Origin of the sequence: Pseudomonas sp. HN2 (assembly GCF_020736465.1) — a bacterium.
Classification (GTDB): Bacteria; Pseudomonadota; Gammaproteobacteria; order Pseudomonadales; family Pseudomonadaceae; genus Aquipseudomonas; species Aquipseudomonas moraviensis_A.
Genome location: NZ_CP085885.1, coordinates 3,591,888 through 3,615,883, shown reverse-complemented (window position 1 = coordinate 3,615,883; position 23,996 = coordinate 3,591,888). Strand labels below are relative to the sequence as shown.

General features: G+C 58.8%; 24 protein-coding genes and 2 pseudogenes. 15 read left to right on the top strand and 11 right to left on the bottom strand.

What is annotated here, in order from left to right; genetic code table 11:
- Positions 1–127 precede the first annotated feature (127 nt).
- The gene (locus tag LIS66_RS15660) at positions 128–1,630 is read left to right on the top strand and encodes an aldehyde dehydrogenase family protein (RefSeq protein WP_042609379.1); all 1,503 of its coding nucleotides are present in this window, start codon (positions 128–130) and stop codon (positions 1,628–1,630) included.
- A 112-nt stretch (positions 1,631–1,742) separates the two neighbouring features.
- Here LIS66_RS15660 and LIS66_RS15655 read toward each other — a convergent pair whose 3' ends face one another.
- The gene (locus LIS66_RS15655; protein ID WP_042609380.1) at positions 1,743–2,402 is read right to left on the bottom strand and encodes a carbonic anhydrase; all 660 of its coding nucleotides are present in this window, start codon (positions 2,400–2,402) and stop codon (positions 1,743–1,745) included.
- A 57-nt stretch (positions 2,403–2,459) separates the two neighbouring features.
- On the bottom strand, positions 2,460–2,927 hold the full coding sequence (gene cynS, locus LIS66_RS15650; protein WP_042609381.1) for a cyanase: 468 nt from the start codon (positions 2,925–2,927) through the stop codon (positions 2,460–2,462).
- A 121-nt stretch (positions 2,928–3,048) separates the two neighbouring features.
- Between cynS and cynR the strand changes: the two genes are divergently transcribed.
- Entirely contained in the window at positions 3,049–3,921 is an 873-nt protein-coding gene (gene cynR, locus LIS66_RS15645) for a transcriptional regulator CynR (protein WP_042609382.1), read from the top strand.
- A gap of 190 nt (positions 3,922–4,111) precedes the next feature.
- Here cynR and LIS66_RS15640 read toward each other — a convergent pair whose 3' ends face one another.
- Positions 4,112–4,441 (bottom strand): hypothetical protein, encoded by a 330-nt coding sequence (locus LIS66_RS15640; RefSeq protein WP_042609383.1) that lies wholly within the window; start codon positions 4,439–4,441, stop codon positions 4,112–4,114.
- 127 nt (positions 4,442–4,568) lie between these two features.
- Here LIS66_RS15640 and LIS66_RS15635 point away from each other — a divergent pair, with 127 nt between their 5' ends.
- Complete coding sequence (locus LIS66_RS15635; RefSeq protein ID WP_155400915.1) at positions 4,569–4,940, top strand: hypothetical protein; 372 nt, start codon at positions 4,569–4,571, stop codon at positions 4,938–4,940.
- A 45-nt stretch (positions 4,941–4,985) separates the two neighbouring features.
- Here LIS66_RS15635 and LIS66_RS15630 read toward each other — a convergent pair whose 3' ends face one another.
- On the bottom strand, positions 4,986–6,929 hold the full coding sequence (locus LIS66_RS15630) for a DNA topoisomerase III (RefSeq protein WP_227972526.1): 1,944 nt from the start codon (positions 6,927–6,929) through the stop codon (positions 4,986–4,988).
- A gap of 192 nt (positions 6,930–7,121) precedes the next feature.
- On the opposite strand from LIS66_RS15630, the gene LIS66_RS15625 reads away from it, so the two are divergent.
- A complete protein-coding gene (locus tag LIS66_RS15625; protein ID WP_042609386.1) occupies positions 7,122–7,484 on the top strand; it encodes a DUF427 domain-containing protein in 363 nt (120 codons plus the stop codon).
- A gap of 57 nt (positions 7,485–7,541) precedes the next feature.
- Here the strand turns inward: LIS66_RS15625 and LIS66_RS15620 are convergent, their stop codons facing one another.
- Together LIS66_RS15620 and LIS66_RS15615 are read right to left on the bottom strand one after the other, a co-directional pair.
- Positions 7,542–9,164, bottom strand: coding sequence for an MFS transporter (locus LIS66_RS15620; RefSeq protein WP_042609387.1), 1,623 nt, complete (start codon positions 9,162–9,164; stop codon positions 7,542–7,544).
- A 177-nt stretch (positions 9,165–9,341) separates the two neighbouring features.
- On the bottom strand, positions 9,342–10,988 hold the full coding sequence (locus LIS66_RS15615; protein ID WP_227972525.1) for a GMC family oxidoreductase: 1,647 nt from the start codon (positions 10,986–10,988) through the stop codon (positions 9,342–9,344).
- Between the two features lie 133 nt (positions 10,989–11,121).
- Between LIS66_RS15615 and LIS66_RS15610 the strand changes: the two genes are divergently transcribed.
- The 8 genes from LIS66_RS15610 to LIS66_RS15575 all read left to right on the top strand — a co-directional run bounded on the left by LIS66_RS15610 (position 11,122) and on the right by LIS66_RS15575 (position 18,070).
- Positions 11,122–12,006 (top strand): LysR family transcriptional regulator, encoded by an 885-nt coding sequence (locus tag LIS66_RS15610; protein WP_064363502.1) that lies wholly within the window; start codon positions 11,122–11,124, stop codon positions 12,004–12,006.
- Positions 12,007–12,191: 185 nt separating this feature from the next.
- Positions 12,192–12,539 (top strand): metalloregulator ArsR/SmtB family transcription factor, encoded by a 348-nt coding sequence (locus LIS66_RS15605; protein ID WP_042606695.1) that lies wholly within the window; start codon positions 12,192–12,194, stop codon positions 12,537–12,539.
- Between the two features lie 26 nt (positions 12,540–12,565).
- On the top strand, positions 12,566–13,036 hold the full coding sequence (locus LIS66_RS15600) for an arsenate reductase ArsC (RefSeq protein WP_064363500.1): 471 nt from the start codon (positions 12,566–12,568) through the stop codon (positions 13,034–13,036).
- A gap of 9 nt (positions 13,037–13,045) precedes the next feature.
- Positions 13,046–13,744 (top strand): arsenical resistance protein ArsH, encoded by a 699-nt coding sequence (gene arsH, locus LIS66_RS15595; RefSeq protein WP_227972524.1) that lies wholly within the window; start codon positions 13,046–13,048, stop codon positions 13,742–13,744.
- 181 nt (positions 13,745–13,925) lie between these two features.
- Positions 13,926–14,837, top strand: a complete 912-nt coding sequence (locus LIS66_RS15590; protein WP_227972523.1) for a sel1 repeat family protein — start codon at positions 13,926–13,928, stop codon at positions 14,835–14,837.
- 158 nt (positions 14,838–14,995) lie between these two features.
- On the top strand, positions 14,996–15,517 hold the full coding sequence (locus LIS66_RS15585; RefSeq protein WP_227972522.1) for a GNAT family N-acetyltransferase: 522 nt from the start codon (positions 14,996–14,998) through the stop codon (positions 15,515–15,517).
- A 358-nt stretch (positions 15,518–15,875) separates the two neighbouring features.
- Entirely contained in the window at positions 15,876–17,417 is a 1,542-nt protein-coding gene (locus tag LIS66_RS15580) for a T6SS phospholipase effector Tle1-like catalytic domain-containing protein (RefSeq protein WP_227972521.1), read from the top strand.
- Positions 17,417–18,070, top strand: coding sequence for a DUF2931 family protein (locus LIS66_RS15575; protein ID WP_227974522.1), 654 nt, complete (start codon positions 17,417–17,419; stop codon positions 18,068–18,070). Before LIS66_RS15580 ends, LIS66_RS15575 begins: the two co-directional genes overlap by 1 nt.
- A gap of 103 nt (positions 18,071–18,173) precedes the next feature.
- Here the strand turns inward: LIS66_RS15575 and LIS66_RS15570 are convergent.
- The 3 genes and pseudogenes from LIS66_RS15570 to LIS66_RS15560 form a co-directional block, all read right to left on the bottom strand.
- Positions 18,174–19,278, bottom strand: a pseudogene (locus tag LIS66_RS15570) (DNA alkylation repair protein).
- 2 nt (positions 19,279–19,280) lie between these two features.
- Complete coding sequence (locus tag LIS66_RS15565) at positions 19,281–19,886, bottom strand: glutathione S-transferase (protein WP_227972520.1); 606 nt, start codon at positions 19,884–19,886, stop codon at positions 19,281–19,283.
- A 66-nt stretch (positions 19,887–19,952) separates the two neighbouring features.
- A pseudogene (locus LIS66_RS15560) lies at positions 19,953–20,066 on the bottom strand (MurR/RpiR family transcriptional regulator); the annotation flags it as partial.
- Positions 20,067–20,575: 509 nt separating this feature from the next.
- Here LIS66_RS15560 and LIS66_RS15555 point away from each other — a divergent pair.
- From LIS66_RS15555 to LIS66_RS15545, 3 genes are all read left to right on the top strand, one after another.
- The gene (locus LIS66_RS15555; protein ID WP_016775095.1) at positions 20,576–20,980 is read left to right on the top strand and encodes a TraR/DksA family transcriptional regulator; all 405 of its coding nucleotides are present in this window, start codon (positions 20,576–20,578) and stop codon (positions 20,978–20,980) included.
- A gap of 227 nt (positions 20,981–21,207) precedes the next feature.
- A complete protein-coding gene (locus LIS66_RS15550; RefSeq protein WP_227972519.1) occupies positions 21,208–22,812 on the top strand; it encodes a methyl-accepting chemotaxis protein in 1,605 nt (534 codons plus the stop codon).
- Between the two features lie 108 nt (positions 22,813–22,920).
- On the top strand, positions 22,921–23,124 hold the full coding sequence (locus LIS66_RS15545) for a hypothetical protein (RefSeq protein WP_042606705.1): 204 nt from the start codon (positions 22,921–22,923) through the stop codon (positions 23,122–23,124).
- A 6-nt stretch (positions 23,125–23,130) separates the two neighbouring features.
- Here the strand turns inward: LIS66_RS15545 and LIS66_RS15540 are convergent, their stop codons facing one another.
- Positions 23,131–23,370 (bottom strand): DUF2789 family protein, encoded by a 240-nt coding sequence (locus LIS66_RS15540; protein ID WP_227972518.1) that lies wholly within the window; start codon positions 23,368–23,370, stop codon positions 23,131–23,133.
- A gap of 49 nt (positions 23,371–23,419) precedes the next feature.
- Positions 23,420–23,692, bottom strand: a complete 273-nt coding sequence (locus LIS66_RS15535) for a hypothetical protein (RefSeq protein ID WP_042606707.1) — start codon at positions 23,690–23,692, stop codon at positions 23,420–23,422.
- Positions 23,693–23,996 lie beyond the last annotated feature (304 nt).

Genomic DNA, 23,996 nt, shown 5'->3' with positions numbered 1-23,996 from the left:
TCGACTTGTCTACCGCTATCGCGAGCAGGCTCACTCCTACAAGGTTTTTTCGGTGGATTGAAGAGGTGTATTTCAGCCAGTAATCCGCTACATTTTCCGGCCGCCCTCTGCATGGTGAATCCGCTTCATGTCTCTTGCGCTCGAACGTCTAGTCGCTGGCACGCCGATCCCTTTCGCTGGTAACCGCGTCACCATGGTCAGCCCCGAACTGGCTACGCGGTTTCAGCCCGGTGACCATTTGCTGGTCGAGCAGGTGAGTGGCGAGTTGTTGCTGATCCCCGTGGCCGATCAACAGGCCGCTTCTGTGGCAATCGAGCGTGCGGCAGCGGCATTCAGCGCGTTGTCGGCGGTGTCCGATGAAGCCATCAGCCAGTTTTTCGACCTGTTTGCCCAGCGCCTGGAAAATCCTGAGTGCTGGACGCAGATCGAAGTCGCCAACCGTGCCGACATCGAGCGGGCCAAGACGCGCGGTCGCTCGACCACACGCTTGCTCGCCGATGAACGCATGCGCCGCGACATGATCGCCGGCCTGCGTGCGTGGCGTGATGCGCCACCGACGCGCGGCAAGGTGATCAGCAGCGTCGAACATGACGGCTGGAAGGTCGAACAGGTGGTCTCGCCGCTGGGCATCGTCGCGTTTGTCTTCGAAGGCCGGCCCAACGTATTTGCCGACGCCGCCGGGGTGCTGCGCACCGGCAACACCGCAGTACTGCGCATCGGCAGCGATGCATTGGGCACTGCACAAGCCATCGTCACTCACGCGCTGAATCCAGCACTGGCCGAAGCCGGCTTGCCGGTTGGCGCGGTGTCATTGGTGGAAAGCGTCAATCATGCCGCCGGTTGGGCGATGTTCGCTGATCGGCGTCTGTCGTTGGCGGTGGCGCGCGGCTCGGGCCGGGCGGTCAGTCAGTTGGGCAGCATTGCCCAGCAGGCCGGCACCGCCGTCAGCCTGCACGGCACCGGCGGTGCATGGCTGATTGCCGACCGTGATGCCGACGCCACGCGCTTCGCGGCAGTGGTGCGCAACTCGCTGGACCGCAAGGTCTGCAACACCTTGAACGTCTGCCTGATCCAGCGTGAACGTGCCGCCGAACTGGTGCCGCTGTTCCTCGATGCCTTGAAAGACGCCGGCACTGCGCGCGGCCAAGGCTGCAAATTGCACATCGTTGAGGGCAGTGAAAGCTGCCTGCCAGGCGAATGGCAAAACGCGACGGTCGAGGTGTATCGCGCTGAGGGTTACCGGACCGAAGCGCTGGCCGAATCCTTGCCTGAATCGGACCTGGGCCGTGAGTGGGAATGGGAAGAAACTCCGGAAGTCAGCCTGATGATCGTCGAAGATCTGAATCAGGCCATTACGCTGTTCAACCGCTACAGCCCGCAATTCACCGTGTCCTTGATCAGCGAGGATGCGGCGGTTCAGGAACGCTTCTACAACGCAGTGAACGCGCCGTTTGTGGGCAACGGCATCACTCGTTGGGTCGATGGCCAGTACGCACTGAACAAGCCGGAACTGGGCCTTTCGAATTGGGAGAGCGGCAGGCTGTTTGCGCGCAGTGCGATTCTTTCCGGTGATGGCGTGTTTACCGTGCGCAGCCGGATGACTCAGGTTGATCTCACGGTGAAGCGCTGACTCGAAATCCGGACCGCGCCGTGTAGGAGCTGCCGAAGGTTGCGATCTTTTGATTTTGGGTAGAAATCAAGATCAAAGGATCGCAGCCTTCGGCAGCTCCTACAGGGGCGGGTCAGGCAGCGTGGCTGGCTTGCGCGCTGATCGCGCAAGTCGTGGGTTGCTCGGCCAGCGGCACAAAGGTGCGACGATCGGAAGAGAGCGCGTCGATCGAACCGGTCTCGATGTCATACACCCAGCCATGCAGATTCAGCCGACCTTGCTCCTGCGCCAGGCGCACGCTCGGATGGGTCTGGATGTTCGCCAGTTGCGCGATGACGTTCTCGCGCACCATCGAACTCAACTTCGCTGCATCGCTGCCATGCGTGCGCGCTTCGTTCATCACCTTCGCCGATTCCGCATGTTGCAGCCAACCGCTGACGGCGGGCAGGTGATCCATGCATTTGCACTGAGCAATCGCCGTCATTGCGCCGCAATCGGAGTGGCCGCAAATCACGATATCGCTCACACCCAGCACCGCCACCGCATACTCCACCGTCGCCGAGACGCCGCCTTGATGCGGGCTGTAGGAGGGCACGATGTTGCCGGCGTTGCGGATCACGAACAGCTCGCCGGGCTCTTGCTGGGTCAGCAGCTCCGGCACCACACGGCTGTCGGAACAGGTGATGAACAGCGTGCCGGGTTGTTGCGTGGTCGCCAGGTGTTTGAACAGTTCGCTGCGTTGCGGGAAAGCTTCGTTCTGGAATTTCAGGAAGCCGTCGATCAGGGCTTTCATGGCGTGTCCTCTTGGCAGAAATCGGATGGCCCGCACGCGAGGTGCGGGCCGGGCGCGTCAGAACGGACGCAGCGGCAGGAACTTGCCGTCGAGGGTGACCACGGCGCGGGAGCCGCCTTCCGGGTCTTCGACTTTCTTGATGTCCAGTTTGAAGTTGATCGCGCTGATGATGCCGTCGCCGAATTGCTCATGCACCAGCGCCTTGAGCGTGGTGCCGTAGATCTGGATCATCTCGTAAAAACGGTAGATGGTCGGGTCGGTGGGCACGCCGCTGAGGCTGCCACGCAGAGGAATGATCTGCAGAGCGGCAATGTCATCAGCGGTCAGTTCGAGCTTGTCACCCACCACTTGGGCAGCGCTTTGCGGCAGCGGATGCTGACCGAGGAGGGCCGCGGTGACGTAGGCCAGGCTGAGGCCGGTGTCGTCGGCGAGATCCTGCCACGACAGATCTTTTTTCGCCTTGGCGTCGAGAACGCGAGTAGTCAGGGCCAGGCTGTGGTCGTTGTAGGCGTGGGACTGTTGCATGGTGTCACTCCTTTCAAGGGGTTGGCTTGCTGTGTGGGAGCAATCTTGCGCCGGCCCATCCATAGCGTCCAAGACCCATATACAATGCTGCGCATAAGCCCTGCCTATAGATGGTGTGCCCATGCTGTTGCGACATTTGCGTTATCTGCTGGCAGTAGCCGATCACGGTGGTTTCACCCGCGCCGCCGAAGCGCTGCATGTCTCGCAGCCGACGCTGTCGCAGCAGATACGCCAGTTGGAAGAGACCCTCGGGGTGAGTCTGTTCGATCGCACCTCGCGCACAGTGAAGCCGACGGATGCCGGTGCGGCCTACATCGAATGCGCGCGGCGCGTGATGGTGGAGCTGGAGGCTGGGCAGCGCGCGTTGCACGATGTGAAGGATTTGTCCCGGGGCACCCTGCGCCTGGCGATGACGCCGACGTTCATGGCGTATCTGGTCGGGCCGTTGGTGCGTGATTACCGGGCACGGTTTCCCGGAATTCATCTGGAAATCTTCGAACTGTCGATGGATGACATCGAGGCCGGCCTCGCCGATGACTCGTTGGATGTCGCGATCGCGTTTACGCCGGTGCGCAATGCCGAGATTGAATGCCTGCCGGCATTTACCGAGGCGCTGGGGATCATGGTCGGGCCTGGGCATCCGCTGTACGACAGCCCTTCGGCGTTGACGCCGACGGACGTCGCTTCACTGGATTTCGCCTTGCTGGCCCCGGGCTTCATCACGCGGTTATCGGTGGATGAGTATTTCCATCAGCACGGGATTACGCCGCAGGTGCGGATCGAGGTGAATTCGGTGAGTACTTTGCTGGAAGTGGTGCGGCATTCCCCGCTGGCCACGATGTTGCCGGAAGCGATTGCCAGCGAAGACCGCGCACTGCGCCGGTTGCGTGTCGAAGGGGAGGCGCCACAGCGGGGCGCGGCGTTGTTGCGGCGCAGGAATAATTACCACAGTGCGGCGGCGCTGGCGTTTGTGGAATTGGTGCTGGAACTGTAGGGGCACAAGACAACGCTATCCCTGTAGGAGTGAGCCTGCTCGCGATAGCGGTGTGTCAGTTAGATAGGCGTGTCTGAAAAACCGCTATCGCGAGCAGGCTCACTCCTACAGGGCTATGCGCTGAATTCGGGATGTAAAAAAGGGCCTGCTCCAAATCGGAAGCAGGCCCTTCAGTCAAATAATCTACAACTCAATAAAACCGATCAATCACCCGAACTTCATTGTTGTTCTGCATCGAGTCCCACGCCTGTTTCAGCGTCTGCAGTACATTGCCAATGAAGTCCTTGTCGGCCGCAGCCTTCTTGCCGACATAACCATGGCCGCGGCGGTACATCTTCAGGCGGGCCAGCAGGTTCTGGTGGTTGCGGTCGAATTCTTCTTCGCCAGCGTGGGGCGACAGGCAGTCGATGTGCACCTGGCCCGATTTGCTGATCCAGAGAATATGGCTGTCGTGGCTGTCTTTCTGCGCCGCGAACATACGAGCCAGTTCTTCGATGGTGGGTTGATTGTTCAAATTCATTGTTATGCCCCTTGACCAGTCTGGTGATCTTTCAAAGTTGATTCGCTAATACAGGTAGCCCATCGGTTAGTTGATCCCTGGCACCGAAACCAGGACGTCAGCGCTCGCCCGTGTGGAGTACGGGGTCGTGCATCTGTTGCATGTAGTCGTGTTGAATAACTGCTACGCAATAGCGTCACAACGAGGAGAAGCAGCGAAAACCGGGAGGCTCCTTGACGACATATCCAGTGTCGGCCACAAGCGTCTTGAGAATTTTCGCCAGCGCTTCTCGTCCTTGTACTGGACGTTCAGGCCAGGTCAGCTTCTTCAATCTGCCTTGTGGGCAGCGTGTATCCGGGAAAAAACAACTCGGCGGTCAGACGAGTTTGCTCAAGCGTGTTACCAGCGCTCCCGATCGGGGAACGTCTTCATCATGCAAAAGCAAAACGATGCCGTCAACGGCTTTGTAGTGATTATTTTCAAGCACTACATATTGTCGGACAAAGCCATTTTGGAATGAGAAAACAACCGTTCAAGCAACGTAGAGACAGGAACCGCGAGAGATTTAGCGGGTCGCCGGCCGCGCCGTGCGTTTACGCGTGCCAGTGGTTTTGCTGGCAGTGGATTTGCGTTTTTTCTTCCACGGCGCTGCGGCTTTGCCGGCGGGAGGCGGGCCGCTGATGGTCAGCCTTAGGGCAGAGCAGCGGGTGACTTGCTTGCTCATCCACGCGGCCTGTTTGGTGACGAACTCTTCCAGACTCATCTCGCCGCTTTGCACCATGTCGAGCGCCTGCTCCCAGATCGCTGTGGTGCCAGGATCGGCGATTGCGCGTGGCACCGCGTCGATCAGGCTGAACGCGGCAGGCGTCGCCGCCAGTGCCTTGCCGTTCTTGACCAGATAACCGCGATCAAGCAAGCCTTGGATGATCGACGCGCGGGTGGCTTCGGTGCCGATGCCGGTGGTGTCCTTGAGTTTCTGTTTGAGCAGCGGATCCTCGACCAGTTTGGCGACGTTCTTCATGGCCTTGATCAGATCGCCTTCGGTGTAGGGTTTGGGTGGTTGCGTCCACAGATCCTTGAGATTTACCCGCGACACCGCGCATTCGACGCCCTGGCTCAGGGCCGGCAAGGTTTGCGGCGCGGGCGCTTCGCGGCCTTTCGCTGGCGCCAATGCCTCGGGCAGTGCGCGCTTCCAGCCCGGTTCGATGATCTGCTTGCCCACTGCGCGTAGCGCCTGCCCGTTGCAATCGAAATCAGCCTGGGTGCGATCGTATTCGTGATTGGGCAGGAACTGCGCCAGGTAGCGCGCGCGAATCAGCGTGTACACCGCGCGATGCTTGCCGGTCAGGCGTTCGAGGTTCTTCGCGGCGATGGTGGGGATGATGCCGTGGTGAGCGCTGACTTTGGCATCATTCCACGCCCGCGAGCGCCGCTGTGGTTCGAGAAAACCCTGCAAGGCTTCAAGGCTCGGATCGGCTTGACGCAACGCTGCGAGAATCGCCGGTGCCTCGCTGTGCTGGCTCAAGGGCAGGAAGCCACAATCACTGCGTGGGTAGGTGATGACTTTGTAGGTTTCGTAGAGCGCTTGGGCAATATCGAGGGTTTCCTGGGCGCCGAGGCCGAGCTTCTTCGAGCAGACTTCCTGCAAGGTGCCGAGGTCGAAGGGCAGGGGCGCCACTTCGCGCATGCGCTCGGTTTTCAGCTTGATCACTCGAGCGCTGGCGGCACTGCTGAGCGCCGCTGCTGCTTGTTGCGCCAACGCCTGATTCAGGCAGCGATCCTGATCATCACAAACGTCCGCCGGGGCGCGCCATTGCGCGGTAAACGCTGTGCCGTCGTGCAGCAGTTCCACGTCGATCGCCCAGAACGGCACCGGCACGAAGTCGGCGATGCTGCGGTCGCGGTCGACTACCAGTCGCAGGGTCGGCGTCTGTACTCTACCTACCGGCAACACGCCCTGATAACCGGATTGACGCCCGAGCAGGGTGAACAGTCGACTCATGTTCATGCCGATCAGCCAGTCCGCCCGCGAACGTCCCAGCGCCGAGTGATACAGGCTGAACGTTTCGGCTCCCGGCTTCAGCGCTGCCAGCGCCTTGCGAATCGACGCCTCGTCCAGCGCCGACAGCCACAAGCGGCGGATCGGCCCGCGATAGCGGCAGTGTTCGACCAGTTCCCGGGCGATCATCTCGCCCTCACGGTCAGCGTCGGTGGCAATGATCAGTTCGCTGGCTTCGCCGAGCAGGCGCTTCACCGCTTTGTACTGGCTGGCGGTGCGCGGCTTGACGGTCATTTTCCATTTTTCGGGAATGATCGGCAGATCCGCCAGTACCCAGCGTTTGTAGCGCGCGTCGTAGGCGTCCGGCGGCGCGGTTTCGAGCAAGTGGCCGATGCACCAGGTCACTGTGACGTCTGTCCCCAGCCAGCAGCCGTCGCCACGACGCCTGGCGCCGAGCACGGTCGCAATGTCTTTGGCCTGGGAAGGTTTTTCACAGAGGTACAGCCGCATATCTGCCATCGCTGGTTGGTGTGTGGAGTGGGCACAGGATGGCCGGAGTTTGCGGCCGCGGCAACTTTTATCTGTATGGATATACAGATAAAGCGTTGCTGAAGGTTTGTACCGTTCGGCTGCACGGCCAGCCGGGTCCGGGCCCATCAGCTATACCTGAACCGGTCTCTTCGCTGTGTTCAGGAGAACCTCATGAAAAGCCCCAGTCCCGTAATCAGCCTCGAACAACTGCCGGGCTGCCTGCTGGTGAAATTCCACGGCATCCAGGTCGCCGCGTCCTCCCACGCGCTGATCCTCCAGGAGGCCAACTACCCGCCGGTCTACTACATTCCCCGCGAAGACATCGACGAGAAATATTTCGCCCGTACCGACCACACCAGCTATTGCCCATACAAGGGCGACGCCAATTACTTCAGCCTTCAGGTGCCCGGACATGAGGGCGCGAACGCGGTATGGACGTACGAAAATCCAAAGGTCTCCGTTGCACCGATCCGCGACTACGTGGCGTTTTATCCGGACCAGGTGAAATTCGAAGTGATCAAAGGAGATGTCTGAATATAACTGTGGCGAGGGAGCAAGCTCACTCGCCACAGAAACAGCGTTGTCCAGGGTTCAGTTTTTGTCGAGATCGATATTCTTCGTCTCACGCAAGCAGATCATTCCCACCACCAGACTCACTCCGGTGATCAGCACCGGATACCACAGCCCATAGAAAATGTCCCCGGTATACACCACCAGCGCAAACGACACGGTCGGCAGGAATCCACCAAACCAGCCGTTGCCGATGTGATACGGCAGCGACATGGAGGTGTAGCGAATGCGCGTCGGGAACAGTTCGACCATCAGCGCCGCCAGCGGGCCGTAGCACATGGCCGAGATGATGATCAGCGCAACGATCAGGGCGACGATCATCGGTTTGTTGATCTGCTGCATATCGGCCTGTTGCGGATAACCGGCGAGGGTGATTGCGCCGCGCAGTGCCGCCTCATCGAAACCGTCCAGTTTCACGTCGCCGACACTCACTTGCACGGCGCTACCCGCAGGCGCAGCGACGCTGGTGTAGGGCAGGCCTTGTTTGACCAGGAAGGTTTTGACCTTGTCGCACGGGCTGTCGAATTTGGCCTTGCCCACTGGATCGAACTGGAAGGTGCAAGTGGCCGGATCGGCGAGGACGGTAATCGGTGCCTGGCGGCTGGCCAGATCGATCGCGGGGTTGGCGTAGTGGGCCAGGGATTTGAAGATCGGAAAGTACAGCGCCGTCGCCAGCAGCAGGCCGAGCATCAGCACCGGTTTGCGCCCGACCTTGTCCGACAGCCAGCCGAAAAAGATGAAGAACGGCGCGCCGATCACCACGCTGATGATCAACAGACTGTTGGCCACCGCCGGGTCCATTTTCAGGAACTGGGTGAGGAAGAACAGCACGTAGAACTGCGCGGCGTAGAACGTCACCGCTTGCCCGGCGTTGATGCTGAACAGAGCGATCAGCACGACTTTGAGGTTTTCCCACTTGCCGAACGATTCGCGGATCGGCGCCTTTGAGGTTTTGCCTTCTTCCTTCATTTTCAGGTAGGCCGGTGACTCGTGCAGGCTCAGGCGAATCCAGGTGGAGATGCCCAGCAGCACGATCGACAGCAGGAACGGAATGCGCCACCCCCACACCTCAAACTGATCGCCGGTAAAATAGCGGCAACCGAGCACCACCAGCAGCGACAGCAACAGGCCAAGGGTGGCGGTGGATTGAATCCAACTGGTGTGGAAACCGCGTTTGCCGATCGGCGCGTGCTCGGCCACGTAAGTTGCCGCACCGCCATACTCCCCACCGAGCGCCAAGCCCTGGAGCATGCGCAGCACCACCAGAATGATCGGTGCGGCGATGCCGATGCTGGCGTAAGTCGGCAGCAGGCCCACGCAGAACGTCGCCACGCCCATCAGAATGATCGTTGCGAGAAAGGTGTATTTGCGCCCGATCATGTCGCCCAATCGGCCGAACACCAACGCGCCGAACGGCCGCACAATGAAACCGGCGGCGAACGCCATCAGCGCGAAGATGAACGCCGTGGTGTCGTTGACCCCGGCAAAAAACTGCTTGCTGATCACCGCCGCGAGGGCGCCGTAGAGGAAGAAGTCATACCACTCGAACACTGTCCCGAGTGATGAGGCGAAGATGACTTTCTGCGTTGCGTTGCTGGTCTCGGCGCTGCCCGCAGCGTCCAGCGGCTGAGCGTGGTCTGACATATCGGTATCCCTCACAGTGATTGTTTTTGTTGTTCCACTGGTGTTGCGTGTCCGGGTGAAGCGCGATGCCTTGAATCTAACGCGGTCTCCAGTAGGAGCTGCCGAAGGCTGCGATCTTTTGATTTTGTTTTAGATCTGAAAAAAACAAAGTCAAAAGATCGCAGCCTTCGGCAGCTCCTACCGGGTCTGAGCCAATTCCAGTTTTGGGGTGTTGCTCCTGGTGTTGGGTTTGAGCATGAGTTGTGCCGCCTTCTCGGCAATCATCAGCGTAGGCGAACACGTATTGCCCGAGGTAATTCTTGGCATGATCGAGGCGTCGGCAACGCGCAACCCCGGCACGCCGTGCACGCGCAGTTGCGCATCGACTACCGCATCGCCGTCGTTGCCCATGCGGCACGTGCCGACCGGATGGAAAATCGTCGTGCCGATTTTCGCTGCCGCTTCGTGCAATTGTTCTTCGCTTTGCAGGTTGGCGCCGGGCAGGTATTCCACCGGTTTGAAGGCCTGCAGGGCAGGGGCGCTGACGATGCGTCGGGTCAGGCGAATCGCATCGGCGGCGACACGCAGGTCTTGCGGATGGCTGAGGTAATTGGGCTGAATCAGCGGCGCCGCTTGTGCATCGGCCGAGCGAATCTCGACGCGCCCACGGCTCTGCGGGCGCAGGTCGCACACCGAAGCGGTGAACGCCGGGAAATTGTGCAACGGTTCGCCAAAGCGCTCCAGCGACAGCGGTTGCACGTGATATTGCAGGTTCGCCGAAGTCTGCTCGGGACCGGATCGCGCAAACGCGCCCAACTGACTCGGCGCCATCGACAGCGGGCCGCTGCGGTCGTACAGATAACGCAGACCCATGCCCATCTTGCCCCACATGCTGCCGGCGATCTGGTTCAGGGTTCTGGCGTTTTCCAGCTTGTAGATCAGGCGCAGTTGCAGGTGATCCTGCAGATTGCCGCCGACCCCCGGCAGCTCATGAATCACCCCGATACCCAAACGCTCGAGCAGCGGCCGCGGACCGATCCCGGAGCGCTGCAGAATACTCGGTGAGCCGATCGAGCCCGCGCACAGGACAATCTCCTTGCGCGCCTTGAATTGTTTGATCTGGCCTTCATGCCGCGCGCTGACTTTCGTCGCGCGGCCATCCTCCAGCAAGACACGATCAACTTCTACGCCGGTCAGCACAGTCAGGTTCGCCCGGCCTCGCAGCGGTTTCAAAAAGGCCTTGGCCGCATTCCAGCGCACCCCGGCTCTCTGGTTGACCTGAAAGTAGCCGCAGCCTTCGTTGTCGCCCTGGTTGAAGTCATTGATGCTGGCGATGCCGCTTTGCTCGGCAGCGCTGCGAAAGGCATCCAGAATCGGCCACGACAGGCGCTGTTGCTCGACCCGCCATTCACCCTGAGCGCCGTGAAATTCAGCGCCGCCGGCAAAGTGGTTTTCGCTCTGCTTGAACAGCGGCAGCACATCCTTCCACGCCCAGCCCGGATTGCCGGCCGCCGCCCAACCGTCATAGTCGCTGGCCTGGCCGCGCATGTAGATCATGCCGTTGATCGATGAACAGCCGCCCAGCACCTTGCCGCGCGGATAACTCAGCGCACGGCCATTGAGACCCGGTTGCTCTTCGGTTTTGAAGCACCAGTCGGTGCGCGGATTACCGATGCAGAACAGGTAACCCACAGGAATGTGAATCCAGGCGTAGTTGTCGCGCCCGCCGGCTTCGAGCAGCAATACCCGCTGCTGAGGGTCTGCGGATAGCCGGTTGGCCAGCAGGCACCCGGCGGGGCCGGCGCCGACCACGATGTAGTCGAATTCATCGAGGGACGTGTACATGCCCTGACCTCGCTTTTTGTTTTTATTGTCGGACACTCTAGTTGTTAGCTTTCGTTAAAAGAATGTTAGTTTTTGCGCAGCCGCTGTGCGTTTTCAAACAGCGTTCAGCGACGATAGCCGACAAGGACCCGCCATGTTCGACTGGAACGACCTGCGTTTTTTTCTCGAATTGCAACGCAGCGGCCGCTTGCTCACCGCCGCGCGCCGGCTCAACACCACCCACGCCACCGTGGCACGGCATATCGAATCGATCGAGAAAAGCCTCGGCACTGCGCTGTTCGTTCAGCATGCCCAAGGCTATGAAATGACCCCGGCGGGGGAGGCGCTGCTCAAGCACGCCGAAGCGATGGAAAATGTCGCGCTGCTGGCGCAGGAGGAAATTACCCAGTCCACGGCGCCGCTGGGCAAGATCCGCGTCGGCGTCACCGAAGGCCTCGGCATCAAATTTCTTGCCAGTCGCATGATCGGTCTGTTCGAGCGCTACCCCGGCCTTGAGGTGGAACTGGTCGCGGTGCCGCGCTTCGTCAGCATCCTCAACCGTGAAGCGGAAATCAGCATCCACCTCGAACGACCGTCCGCTGACATGCTGGTCACGCGCAAACTCACTGATTATCGGTTGGCGCTTTACGCCAGCCAAAGCTACCTCGACAAGGCACCGCCGCTGCACAGCCGCGAAGATCTGGGTCGACACGCGTGGATCGGCTACGTCGACGATCTGTTGTTCAGCCAGGAACTGATGTTCCTCAACAGCTTCTGCCGCAGCCCGCGCGTGGTGTTTCACAGCACCAGCGTCATCGCCCAGCAGGAAGCGGCGCGCTCGGGATTGGGCATCGCCGTACTGCCGTGTTACATGGCCGCGTCCGACCCGGATCTGGTGGCGCTGCTGCCGGATGAAAGCATCGAGCGCAGCTACTGGATCAGCACGCGGCGGGAGTTGCACAAATCGGTGCGGCTGCGGGTGGTCTGGGATTATGTAGTGGGATTGTGCGAAGCAGAGCAGGGTCTATTGCGCGGTTAGTCCTGCATCACACAAATCTCCTGTAGGAGTGAGCCTGCTCGCGATAGCGGTGTGTCTGTGAAGCTAGCTTTGACTCATACACCGCTATCGCGAGCAGGCTCACTCCTACAAGGAATCGCATTTCGGGTTGATAAATATATGGATATCCGTATATTCGGTTTCCCGCATATGGCGAGCCGATCACCATGATCACCCCCACCGAAGTCTTCAAAAGCCTCGCTGACGAGACCCGCGTTCGCGCCATTCTGCTCATCGCCGAGCAAGGTGAACTCTGCGTTTGCGAGCTGATGTGTGCGCTGGACGACAGCCAGCCGAAAATCAGCCGCCACCTCGCGCAACTGCGCAGCAATGGTTTGCTGCTCGACCGCCGTCAGGGCCAGTGGGTGTATTACCGGCTGAACCCGGAGCTGCCGGCATGGATCGGCGAAATCCTCCAGGTGACCGCGAAAGCCAATGTCGAGTGGCTCAAGGACAACGCCGCGCGCCTGCAGTACATGGATGGCCGTCCCGTGCGCGAACGCGCCTGCTGCTGAATCATCAACTTTTACGGAGCGCATCGATGCGAGTCCTGTTCATGTGCACGGCCAACAGCTGCCGCAGCATTCTTTCTGAAGGTATGTTCAATCACTTGGCGACCGGCAGCTTCACAGCGGTGAGTGCCGGCAGTTTTCCCAAAGGCCAGGTGCTGCCCCGCAGCCTGACGACGTTGCAAAAGTACGGTATCGCCACCGACGGGTTGCACAGCAAAGGCAACGACGCTTTCGAAAATGATCCACCGGATATTGTCATCACCGTCTGCGACAAAGCCGCCGGGGAAACCTGCCCGGTGTATTTCGGCCCGGCATTGAAAGCGCATTGGGGGCTGGAAGATCCGTCCGAAGTGCAGGGCGACGAAGCTGCAATCGACGCGGCATTCCAGGCCACCCTCATGCGCATCGGCGAACGCTGTCAGGCCTTCCTCGATCTGCCGTTTCACTCGCTCACTCGCGAACAACTGAAGGCTGAACTCGACCGCATCGGCGCGCTGTAAGGAGGCCTCATGTCAGATCATCTGCCCAACCTCGACGCAACCTTGTTCGACGCAGACAAACCATCGTTAATGGGCGAACACAAACCGCGTATCCTTTTGCTCTACGGCTCGACCCGTGAACGTTCTTTCAGTCGCTTGCTGGTCGAGGAGGCCGCACGCCTGCTTGAACATTTCGGCGCCGAAACCCGCGTGTTCAATCCGTCCGGCCTGCCACTGCCCGACGACGTCCCGGTCGACCACCCGAAGGTTCAGGAGCTGCGCGATCTGGTGCTGTGGTCGGAAGGCCAGGTCTGGTGCTCGCCAGAACGCCACGGCGCCATGTCCGCGGTGTTCAAAGCTCAGATCGACTGGATCCCCCTCGAACTCGGCGCCCTCCGCCCGACCCAAGGCAAAACCCTCGCGGTGATGCAAGTCTGCGGCGGCTCGCAGTCGTTCAACGTGGTCAACCAACTACGCGTCCTCGGCCGCTGGATGCGCATGTTCACCATCCCCAACCAGTCCTCCGTACCCAAGGCCTATATGGAATTCGACGAAGCGGGGCGGATGAAACCCTCGCCGTTCTACGATCGCGTGGTGGATGTGATGGAGGAATTGGTGAAATTCACCGTGCTGCTGCGCGGCCAGCAGGCGCATCTGGTGGATCGCTATTCCGAGCGCAAGGAGAGTGCTGAACAGTTGATGGCGCGGGTGAATCAGCGATCGATCTGACCTCGTCCCGCGGCGAGTAACGGCTGCGTTCAAGTTGCCAACAGGCTTATTTCGCCTGCAGCTGACGAATGCTGCGTGGCGATGGTGTCGACGAGTTTTTCTGGTGTTTTCGAATAACCGACACTTCAGGTTTCGCACCTGCCTGCCGATGAAATCTGCACGATTTCAACGGATGCCATCCATGAACAAGGTTGTTGCTGTACTGGTGCTTACTGCACTCGTTGCTGGCTGCAAAAGCAGCAGTTCCGATACCCAGACCGCAGATCTCTCCAATCTGCGCTGCTTCGCTTACTGGGACGATAAATCCATTAGCTCGCTGGAAGTCAGCTACATCCGCGATATGAGCAAGAGCGGTAACCTGCCGTGCACGATCATGCTGGGCGACCTGTACGAGAAAGGGCGCGGTGTGCCTCAGGACATTTCCAAAGCCAAAGCCCTCTATCAGTCCGTAGCCGATAAAGACCCCGGCGCCTACGGCCAACTTGGGCGGATGGCCGAAGAAGGCATCGGCGGGCCGGTCAATGACTTTGATGCACGGCAGTTTTATCAGCGTGCTGTGAGCAAACCCGAACAGCATCGCAGTGAAGCTAAACTGGCCAAATACATGGAGGAAGGGCGAGGCGGCCCGCAGGATCTGCAAGGCGCGCTGACGCACTACTTCAATGCAACGCGGTACCTCGGCGATGCCTCGTGGCAAGGCATCGAACGCCTGCGCGGTAAAGGCTTGACTCTGACGATCGAGCAGCAACAGCGCTACAACAAAATTTTTGTCGCCAGTGTGCAGAGCGGCCTCAGAAAACGCGTTGAAGTCATAGAGAAGTCTCTGGAGAGCAACGGCAGTTCGACGCCTGCGAGCAAACCGGTGCAAGTGCAGCTGGAGTACACCCCCGGCGCGTTGGCACCGGTGCTTTCGATACTACAAAGCTCAGGCGATTCCGCCCTTGATCAGAGAGTCATGCAAGCCTTTAGCGACTATCGCTTCCCCGGCGACCCGATCATGCCCCCGGGCCAGAAGAGCTATCAGGCGATCCCGGTCGTCAGGACAGACGGCAAGAGCCCAATGCAGAGGCTCAACGAGAGCAGAAAAAAGTAAGCCTTCTCCCTGCGCAAACCGGACGAGCCGGGCCGGCTGCCGACGATGGCAAAACGATCGGCAGCTTTCTTCAAGGCGAACGAAAGCTGTTCTTGTATTATTTTTGATTGCTGATTCGTGCTCCAGCCCGGTTTTGCCACCTTTCAAAGGTTCTGATCATGTCAGACATGCCACCACGCCTGATCTACAGACGCCCACAACCAGCAGACCTGCCCAACGTTTTCGCGATTTTCGGCGACCCCAAAACCAACCAGTTCAATCCCGCCGGTCCAATGACCGACATCGCCCAAGCCCAAGCCCTAACGAGTCGCTGGCTGCAACACTGGGCAACCCACGGCTACGGATGGTGGGCAATCAGCAGCACCCAGGCCCCCGACAACATCCTCGGATTCGCCGGCATCGCTGCCCATGACTATTTGGGCAAACCGGTTATCAACCTCGGCTACCGCTTCGCCGTCGAAGCCTGGGGTCACGGTTACGCAACAGAAGCCGCCCAAACCGCGCTGACCCACGCGTTCCACTACCTCGGTTTACCTGAAGTATTCGGACTGGTCAGGCCCGACCATGTCGCCTCAATTCGCGTACTGGAAAAGATCGGCATGCACCGCTTCGGCGATCTCGACGACGTCCCGGGCAAAGCCCCGAGCCTGGTATTCCGTATCCAACGACAAGACGCCTGATCCAAAGCCAGACGCAAAACCTGTAGGAGTGAGCCTGCTCGCGATGACGCCAGCCCAATCACCCTCTATCTAAACCAGACAAAAGAGCTGTGGGAGCGAGCTTGCTCGCGAAAGCGTCCGCCCTGTCACCCCTCATGCGCAGTACACCTTCGGGGGGAGGCGGGTCCTAGTTACAGGTCTACCCACCCGCGTATGGCCACCACCTTCGTTGGTGGCGAAGGTGCTCGGCGAAATCGCCAGCTAACCCCCACCCCGACGAGGAGGCACACCCTGGCTGGCACACGGCCACAGCTTGCGTCTCCCAGTCTCGGCTGTCACCCTTCGGGCCGTTCTCAAGGATCAGAACCAGGAATCACGGATGAGTGGCTACGTACCCAACCCCCCGAAAAATTATCGTTACGAAAAAGCCAAACCCGTCGATATTCATGCCGAGCGTTGGGCGGAATATGAGAAGTACGGGAAAGAACCTGCGCGCGAACCTGAAAAAATCGGCATCGCGTTGAGGATTGGGGTTTTCTTTGATGGTACTGGGAATAATGCGAACAACTCTGCTGCGGGGTTGTTGTGTGGCGCTCAGCATCCGATTGCGCCTGAGGATATTCCCGCCAGCTGCCAGCCTTACATGAGTGACCCGGACAGTAGTTATGGCGCGGGCCCGACGAATATTAGAAAACTGAGTGAGCTCTATGATGCCCCGGATAGGGCCGAAGGTGAGGGCCTCCGAAAGCAAGCTGCCCGTATGATTTACGTGGAGGGTATTGGCACTCGCGCGGGGGAGAAAGATAGTTCCTTCGGAGGTGGCACCGGACGAGGTGATACCGGAGTTGCAAGTCGGGTCCAGTCTTCGTTTGAATCGATTGGATTACGTATCAAAGAGCTCTTGGAGGGTAACCCGGGTAGCGAAGTGACTTCGCTGACCTTTGACAGCTTTGGATTCAGCCGAGGTGCAGCCGCCGCTCGCCACTTTGCCAATCAGGTAGTGCGTGGCAAACAAGGCCCCTTGGGTGAAGTGCTACGGAATCATTCTGAAGCGTTCAGCAGGACTTTCAGCGATCAATACGATGGCGACATCAGAATGGGGTTTATCGGGTTATTCGATACAGTTCCGTCAATCGCTGGTTGGTCCAATCTCGGCAATGTGAAAAGTCCAATTGCAACGGGCATCAAACTCTATCTGGATCGTCGTTTTTTTACCGACGTCGTCCATTTGGTTGCTCGTGATGAGTGCCGAGGCAATTTTGCCCTAAACCGCGTCAAGCCAGCTCATCCAGAGATTACTCTGCCGGGCGTGCATTCCGATATAGGCGGAAGTTACCTCGACGAGGCTCAGGAATGTGTGCTTGTCAGTCCTATGCAAGCACTGGAAGTCTCACTGCATACTGATGTTCTCACCACGTCTATTTACCGCGATGCGGTATTAGTAAGAAATCAATGGCTAGCAAACGGTTGGCCTGCTGAGATGCTCGAAATCGTAACGCCTCCTGCACTGGTGATGCCGAGAAGCCCGCAAGACCGGATGAGCCCACGTGTCAAACATGTGTATGCCGCTGTACAGCTCAAACGCCCGGTTAGCGGCATGTTGTCCCGAATCTATCTGCGTGTGATGCATAAAATGGCAAAAGATAAAGGCGTTCGTTTTAATGACATTTCAGACACGCCTGATCTGGCAATTCCGGCAGAGCTTCAGGCTTTGTGTGATCGATTTGTTGCCGGTGACTACAGCACTACGCCAGAAGAGGAGCACATGCTCAAACTCAAATACATTCACGTTTCTGCTAACTGGAACCATCCGCTAGGCAGGAAAGATGGAGGCGGTGTGAAGGCGGTGTTCATCAACGCACCCACACCTGACGGCATACGCGTGCAACATCCACACGTACCCGATTGGACACTTTTTTGATGAGACTACTTCCAAGTCTGCTCTGCGCGATCTTCATGACTGGCTGTCACGCCGATCCACTTTCTACAAAAAATGATCCTAGATCTCCATGGTGGGAGCTGGCGTTCACCGAACCTGACTACATGAAGGTTTGGGTAGAAGATACCGCCGTAGAGGACGTCAAGGGCGACACGTTCTTACGCACCGGCGGTGGATCCGCTTCAGGGGGCCAACCCGAAGACGGCACAGACTCTGCCCGCGGTTGGCACGGAGTGGGAAGCACTGGTAAGTCGGTTGTTGGCGCTGATCTTCCCAAACGGATCTATGTCCGGTGGCAGTCCATTGTTGAACCGCAAACGTATAAGGTCTGGGTGGATATTCCGGAAGAAGCCAGGCAACTCATGCTTGAGTCTGTAAACCAGCGCTGCGTAAAAACACCCGACCAAAAAGGCCGTTATACCGCGTCTATTTACTTGGGGCTGGCGCCCGGTGGTGTCGTACAAGTCTGGGTAAGGGATTCATGCCACCATCCGGTCAAAGTTGCGAGAGCACAGGCGGAGATCGAACCGCTAGGGCCTAGCCAAGGCAAGAACCAAGGGCGCTACGCATATCCCGTAAGCGAAAAGTCCAAACGGTACATCGAGAAATTCGGCATCCCATACGGCAGTTGGTAACCGCTGAAGCCGTGAGTCGTCCATTGTGCCGCCGCGCTCAATTTCGAAGCACGGCCGCCAGTGCAATGATCCGCTATCGACCCTTCGGGTCAATAAACACTGCTCAAATCAAAACCTCAAACGCCGCACTACCCAACACCTCTCCATTAAGCATCACCTGAACCCCATGCCGTCCGGCAAAATGCTTGCGCGTCGTAAAATCCTTGATGACCTGTCTGCGCCGCACTGGCTCGACCCCAAACCCCGGCAATTCCACCGTTTTTCAACTTGAAAACCTTCTTCGAACCCCCGCCATTCGATTTCACATAGTCAATCGCGTAATCAATCACCAGCCGCTGCTCATGCGCCACCGTGGACTTCACCGTAAACGACAAAGTAATAGCCTCACCCAACCTCACCACCGCAGGCTCAACCTTCACATCCAGCAACTCAACCTCAGCCTTCGCCCCCGCGCCAATCACCGTCAGCGCCCGCAAATCCCCCTGTTTGATCAAACTCCGCAACGCATGCTTGGCAATCCAGGCCGTGTGCTTGTTCTCCAACGACCAACCTTCAATCGTGTCCAACACCCACTGCGGATGCACTTTCGTCACATCATTCAAATGATTCGCCACGGACTTGCGCACGTACAGACTCTCATCCGCCTTCAACCGATCCAGTATCCCGGCGGCCAACTGCGGATCCGCCTGTACCGCCTCCAACCGAAACGACCAGGGCAGGCGAGGGCGGCTGCCTTCGCTGGCTAATCTTCTGACGTGGTGGTTTTCGTCGCGAGTCCAGTCATGCATCCGTTCCAGCGAGCGTTCAAGGTCGGCGCGCAGAAAATAGCGAATGGCGAACTCGGATGAGCCGAAGGTGGTGAAGTACTTCAGGGCTTCCATAGAAGTATCGAACGCGCCAGCACCGTAGCTCGCGACATAATGCGGCAGGCATATGCTGACGAATCCGCTGTTCAGGCGTGGCGCGAGTTCGCGTAATACATCGAGGGAATCTTCGTAGTCCAGCGGCAGCACTGCATGCAGGCTTTCGGCGACGCGGGCCATGCGTTGCATCACCGACAATTCGGCCAGCCCGCGGCTGGCATGTTCAAGAAACGCTTGGGCTTTGAATGCCGGGTACACCGCGCTCATTTCATCAGCAATGTGCTGCAGACGCTCGGCGTTGAAGATTTCCTTTAGCGCCGGAGCGGCGGTGTCGGTGGTGCTCATGGTCAGTTCATCGGTGTGCTGAGGAAGGCGTCGGTGCCTTCGGCGTAGGCGGTGTATTCGGCAATTCGCGGATAGCGTGCGGCGTCGATCTGATCGGGCACCACAAGGTCGGTGAAGCTCCAGGCAACCGCCAGGCTGATGCCATCCTGGGCGAGCGAGCCGTCGATGGGTAATCGACGATGCTCGAGTTCTTTTTCCAGCGCGGTAAACGCGGCGGCGAGTTGGCCTTCAACGCGTTCAACCCAAGGTTGATATTGAATGTCGGCCGGGCGCAGGTTGCGTTCGTAATACAGCTGCACGGCTTTTTCGCAGGCGGCAAGGCTCAGGCCGATCAGGCGCAGGGCTTGGGCGCGCTGAGGCAATTCTTTCGGCAGCAGGCTTTTACCGGATGCGCTTTCGAGATAGTCGAGGATGAGTGTCGAGTCCATCAGAACCATGCCGTCGTCGAGGATCAGCGTCGGCGCCTTGACCACCGGGTTGATCTGCTGGAACTGCTCGAAATGGCGGAACACCGAGACCGACTCATGTTCGAGGTCGATTCCCAGGCATTTGGTGGAGATCGCTACGCGGCGCACGTAAGGGGAGTCGAGCATGCCGATCAGTTTCATGACGCGTTCCTTCAAGTCGAACCGGTGGGAACGCATAACCTAGCCGAGCCTGAGGCAATTGTCAGTCTGGCGCGGCAGCGCGTCGTATTCGTCGGTAATCGTTTGCAGCAGGCGCTCGGCGATGATCGGGGGGCTGGCGAGTGAATGCTCGTCGGTAGCCGGCATAGCGGGGCGGGGCATAAATCTTCCTTCGGGCTGATCGATCACCTTGTGGCGAGGGCGCTTGCTCCCGCTGGACTGCGTAGCAGGCCCCGGATGTAAAACACTGGGCCTCTTCGCCCTAACGCAAGCAAGCTCTCTCGCCGCAATGTTGCTGGGTTGCGGCTGATATTAGGGGGGCTTTTGCAGTTCTGCTTTGCTGAAACGATGCAGTTCATAGTAAAAAATTGCATACGAACGCTGTGGGGTTAGCCGTTTGTCTTCTATATACAGCCGCTCGACTGAATTTCTTGCTATAAACGCACTCCGATGGCCATGTGAAGCCTGTGTCAGAGCAGTTTCCTGGTCCTGTCGGACAAATTCCCTGTATTTACTGTTGCTGAGGTCTTGATCGGGCCTTAGACTGCCGCCCCTCGTAAATTGAGTGCCGGGTGGCGTTTGCAATAAAACGATGCCTTTTCGACGGCCCCCACGGTTCGCCGAAACGCTCCCTTATTCGCCTTAATGCACGTTTTTTTATAGAGATATCAATGACAAAGGACAAGTTGCTGGCCATGCCGGCAGATGACTACATGAATGCAGAGCAACACGCTTTCTTCACCGAGCTGTTGCAGAACATGAAAGTCGAAACCCACGAGCGCATTGAGCAAAATCGTATCGCCATCGAAAGCCTGGACACCCCGGCTGACCCGGCGGACGCGGCTTCGGTTGAAGAAGAGCGGACCTGGCTGGTCAATGCGATCGATCGCGACCAGCGCATGCTGCCGCAACTGGAACAAGCCCTTGAGCGCATCAAGGACGACAGCTTTGGCTGGTGCGACGACAGCGGCGAGGCCATCGGTCTCAAGCGCCTGCTGATCAGCCCGACCACCAAGTACTGCATCGAAGCTCAGGAGCGTCACGAGCAGATCGACAAGCACCAGCGTCAGGCCTGATTCTGTGGGGTGACCCTTTCAACAGGGCGCCTTGAAAAGATCGCAGCCTCCGGCAGCTCCTACACGGGCGTTGCTGAAGGCTGCGATCTTTGCTTTTGCTCGTCTGCACTCTTCCCGAACCGTTCCATTGACCTGCCACAGACCCACGACTAACGGACCATGGATAATGGCGTTGTAGTGGCGTTTAATGCAGGTACAACAAAGAGAACAAACGTGGGGTGTTAGAGATGACGAGAGACGGATCTCTGGTTGCGGCGCTGCCTGCACCAGTGCTTTTGCCGAAAGAACGCTGGATCGCACCGGCCCTGCAAAGCATTGCCCTGATGCTGTTGCTCGCCGGCGTGGCCCTGACCGACTGGTCGCTGTACCTCGGCATGCCGCTGGCGGTGCTGATTGTCTGGCTGCCGCGCCTGCGTTCACGCAACGTTCCTGCCACTGTTGCGGTCGATAATGCGAGCGCATTGTCTGCACTGACCCGGGATCTTTCCTACACCACCAGTCACAACGCACTGTCAGCCGCCGGCGTGGCGTTCTCGGTCAAGGCGCTGGCGAGCAAACTTGAATCGCAACTCGACGCGGCGGCGCAGATCGTCAGCAACGCCGAAGTGATGATCGCCACCGAGCAGGCCACCTCGCAGCTCAGCCGCGAGGCGCTCGACGCCGCCAGCGAAGCGCATCAGAGCAGCGCGGCGGGACGTAGCGAATTGCTCGACTCGATTGTGCGCATGCAGCAACTCAGTCAACGCGCCAATGCCAGCCGCGAATTGATCGAAGCCTTGAGTGTGCGCAGTGACGACATTCAGCGCGTGACGCTGGTGATCCAGTCGATTGCCAGCCAGACCAACCTACTGGCCTTGAACGCAGCGATTGAAGCGGCCCGGGCCGGTGAACATGGGCGCGGTTTTGCTGTGGTCGCCGATGAAGTGCGCGGGTTGGCGGCGCGTACCGCAGCGGCCACGGGCGAAGTCGGCGAAATGGTTGCTGACATTCAGCAACGCACCGCGCAGGTGGTGGCGCAGATTCGCGAGTTGTCGAGCGATCTGCACATTGGTGTGGAACAGGTCGAACACACCGGCCAGCATTTGGAGAACATCGCACGACTGGCAGCCGGCGTCGAAACCCAGGTCAGCGAAATCGCCCGCGGCGCGCAAACCAATCGCCAACAGCTTGATGCGCTGTTCAGCGCAATCGAGCAAATGCGCAGTGATCTGGCGATCAGCGACCAACAGACCCGCCGCCTCGCAGAAGCAGCGGTGCAGATGGAAGGGCAGGCGGAAACCATCAGCGAACGCTTGGCCGAGGTGGGCCTGGACGACTATCACCAGCGCATTTATGACCTGGCGCGCGAAGGTGCGAGTCAGATCGCAGCGCGCTTCGAGGCGGATGTCGAGCAGGGGCGGATCAGCCTGGATGATTTGTTCGACCGCAGTTACCAACCGATTCCGGGCACCGAACCGGCCAAATTCCAGACCCGGTTCGATCGTTACACCGATCAGGTCTTGCCGGCGATTCAGGAACCGCTGTTAGCGCGTCATGAAGGCTTGGTGTTCGCGATCGCCTGCACGCAGCAGGGCTATGTACCGACGCATAATCAGGCATTCAGCCAGCCGTTGACAGGTGATGTGCAGGTCGACACGGTGAATAACCGCACCAAGCGCAAATTCAGTGACCGCACGGGTATCCGTTGCGGCAGCCATCAACAACCGGTGCTGTTGCAGACTTACACGCGCGACACGGGCGAACTGATGCATGACTTGTCGGTGCCGATCATGATCAGGGGCCGTCATTGGGGTGGGTTGCGTCTGGGTTATAAACCGGAAAATCCGCGCTGAGATTGTTACCGTTGGCGCAATGAATCTGTGCACGGCCCTTGCTGTTTCCGCGCGAAGGAAAGCATTACCCTGCCGACTTAGTTAGGTAGCTAATTATTCGGAGAGCACATGCAGTGCAGGGTGGATGTGGCAGTGATGATCGGCAGCGGCGTGCCGGCCGGATTACGTGCGCTGGGGCGCAGTGTGTGTTGGGTGGTTCTGCTCAACGGTGAGCGACGCGGCACAGCCTTCGCCAGTCGCGATGAGGCGGAGGAGTGCAAGGCTGCCTGGCTCGAACAATTGAGCATCGAGCCCGGCGACAGCCTGCACTGATCGCCCTTATTTGCCGCGATGCAAACGTACGTTCAGCTCATCGACAATGACCGCTTCTTCACCGTCGGCACGCAGCCACTCTTTGAGTAATTGCGCCTGTTGGGGCGTCCAGAAACCGGCATCGATCAGTTTGGTATCCGAGTCCAGCGGATGGGCTTCGACAAAGTCATTGATCGACGCTTCATCGGACGGTAGGCCCAACTGCTCGAAAAGGGTGGTCAGGTTAAGCTCGGTTGGCAGTTCCATCATCTACTCCTGGGTCGGTGCCGATAGGGCTTGTTCGCTCACTTCCTTATCAGAGGCATGCGCTGGCGCGGAGTTCGATTTTTGATTCGAGCGAGCGGGCGAGGGCGCACGCTTCGTTGTGATTGCCGCGGAAACCTCTGACACGTCCCGTGGATATTTCCTTGATATGAAAGAAGGCGATGCCCGCTGGCACCACTTGAAAGTGTGGGGTTTGATGATTGTTAGAAGATGTCGGAAGCTGATCGAGGTCGGCAACCTGCACCGTCAGAGGTGTGCTGATTCCTGCGTCAGCCGACGTGGCGAAATGAGTCAAAGTGCACATATGAAGTCCTTTTCATCAGTCGGCCTGAATTTAACGGCCGTTGCGGGTAGTCGTAATGAGCATCGCTGCTCTAGAATCGCCAGAACCTGCTGACGACCGGGCTTATCTAAAGCAATTTTTCGCCAGCGATATGTCGGAAAAGTGCTTTTTTTCGTGAGAAATTTCCCTAAAGTTCGTAGTCAGATTTGCTCTAGTCGCACTTGAGGCTTTTTCCTTCAAGGTTTGGCGATTTCAGAGCGGGTTTCACTAATGACAATCCAGTAGTCTACGAACCTCGCGATTCAAGAGCGCTTTGCTCGCGTCG

Coding starts and splice junctions, on each gene's coding strand:
- LIS66_RS15660 (WP_042609379.1), top strand. CDS start 128: ATGTCTCTTGCGCTCGAACGTCTAGTCGCTGGCACGCCGATCCCTTTC.
- LIS66_RS15655 (WP_042609380.1), bottom strand. CDS start 2,402: ATGAAAGCCCTGATCGACGGCTTCCTGAAATTCCAGAACGAAGCTTTC.
- cynS (WP_042609381.1), bottom strand. CDS start 2,927: ATGCAACAGTCCCACGCCTACAACGACCACAGCCTGGCCCTGACTACT.
- cynR (WP_042609382.1), top strand. CDS start 3,049: ATGCTGTTGCGACATTTGCGTTATCTGCTGGCAGTAGCCGATCACGGT.
- LIS66_RS15640 (WP_042609383.1), bottom strand. CDS start 4,441: ATGAATTTGAACAATCAACCCACCATCGAAGAACTGGCTCGTATGTTC.
- LIS66_RS15630 (WP_227972526.1), bottom strand. CDS start 6,929: ATGCGGCTGTACCTCTGTGAAAAACCTTCCCAGGCCAAAGACATTGCG.
- LIS66_RS15625 (WP_042609386.1), top strand. CDS start 7,122: ATGAAAAGCCCCAGTCCCGTAATCAGCCTCGAACAACTGCCGGGCTGC.
- LIS66_RS15620 (WP_042609387.1), bottom strand. CDS start 9,164: ATGTCAGACCACGCTCAGCCGCTGGACGCTGCGGGCAGCGCCGAGACC.
- LIS66_RS15615 (WP_227972525.1), bottom strand. CDS start 10,988: ATGTACACGTCCCTCGATGAATTCGACTACATCGTGGTCGGCGCCGGC.
- LIS66_RS15610 (WP_064363502.1), top strand. CDS start 11,122: ATGTTCGACTGGAACGACCTGCGTTTTTTTCTCGAATTGCAACGCAGC.
- LIS66_RS15605 (WP_042606695.1), top strand. CDS start 12,192: ATGATCACCCCCACCGAAGTCTTCAAAAGCCTCGCTGACGAGACCCGC.
- LIS66_RS15600 (WP_064363500.1), top strand. CDS start 12,566: ATGCGAGTCCTGTTCATGTGCACGGCCAACAGCTGCCGCAGCATTCTT.
- arsH (WP_227972524.1), top strand. CDS start 13,046: ATGTCAGATCATCTGCCCAACCTCGACGCAACCTTGTTCGACGCAGAC.
- LIS66_RS15590 (WP_227972523.1), top strand. CDS start 13,926: ATGAACAAGGTTGTTGCTGTACTGGTGCTTACTGCACTCGTTGCTGGC.
- LIS66_RS15585 (WP_227972522.1), top strand. CDS start 14,996: ATGTCAGACATGCCACCACGCCTGATCTACAGACGCCCACAACCAGCA.
- LIS66_RS15580 (WP_227972521.1), top strand. CDS start 15,876: ATGAGTGGCTACGTACCCAACCCCCCGAAAAATTATCGTTACGAAAAA.
- LIS66_RS15575 (WP_227974522.1), top strand. CDS start 17,417: ATGAGACTACTTCCAAGTCTGCTCTGCGCGATCTTCATGACTGGCTGT.
- LIS66_RS15565 (WP_227972520.1), bottom strand. CDS start 19,886: ATGAAACTGATCGGCATGCTCGACTCCCCTTACGTGCGCCGCGTAGCG.
- LIS66_RS15555 (WP_016775095.1), top strand. CDS start 20,576: ATGACAAAGGACAAGTTGCTGGCCATGCCGGCAGATGACTACATGAAT.
- LIS66_RS15550 (WP_227972519.1), top strand. CDS start 21,208: ATGACGAGAGACGGATCTCTGGTTGCGGCGCTGCCTGCACCAGTGCTT.
- LIS66_RS15545 (WP_042606705.1), top strand. CDS start 22,921: ATGCAGTGCAGGGTGGATGTGGCAGTGATGATCGGCAGCGGCGTGCCG.
- LIS66_RS15540 (WP_227972518.1), bottom strand. CDS start 23,370: ATGGAACTGCCAACCGAGCTTAACCTGACCACCCTTTTCGAGCAGTTG.
- LIS66_RS15535 (WP_042606707.1), bottom strand. CDS start 23,692: ATGTGCACTTTGACTCATTTCGCCACGTCGGCTGACGCAGGAATCAGC.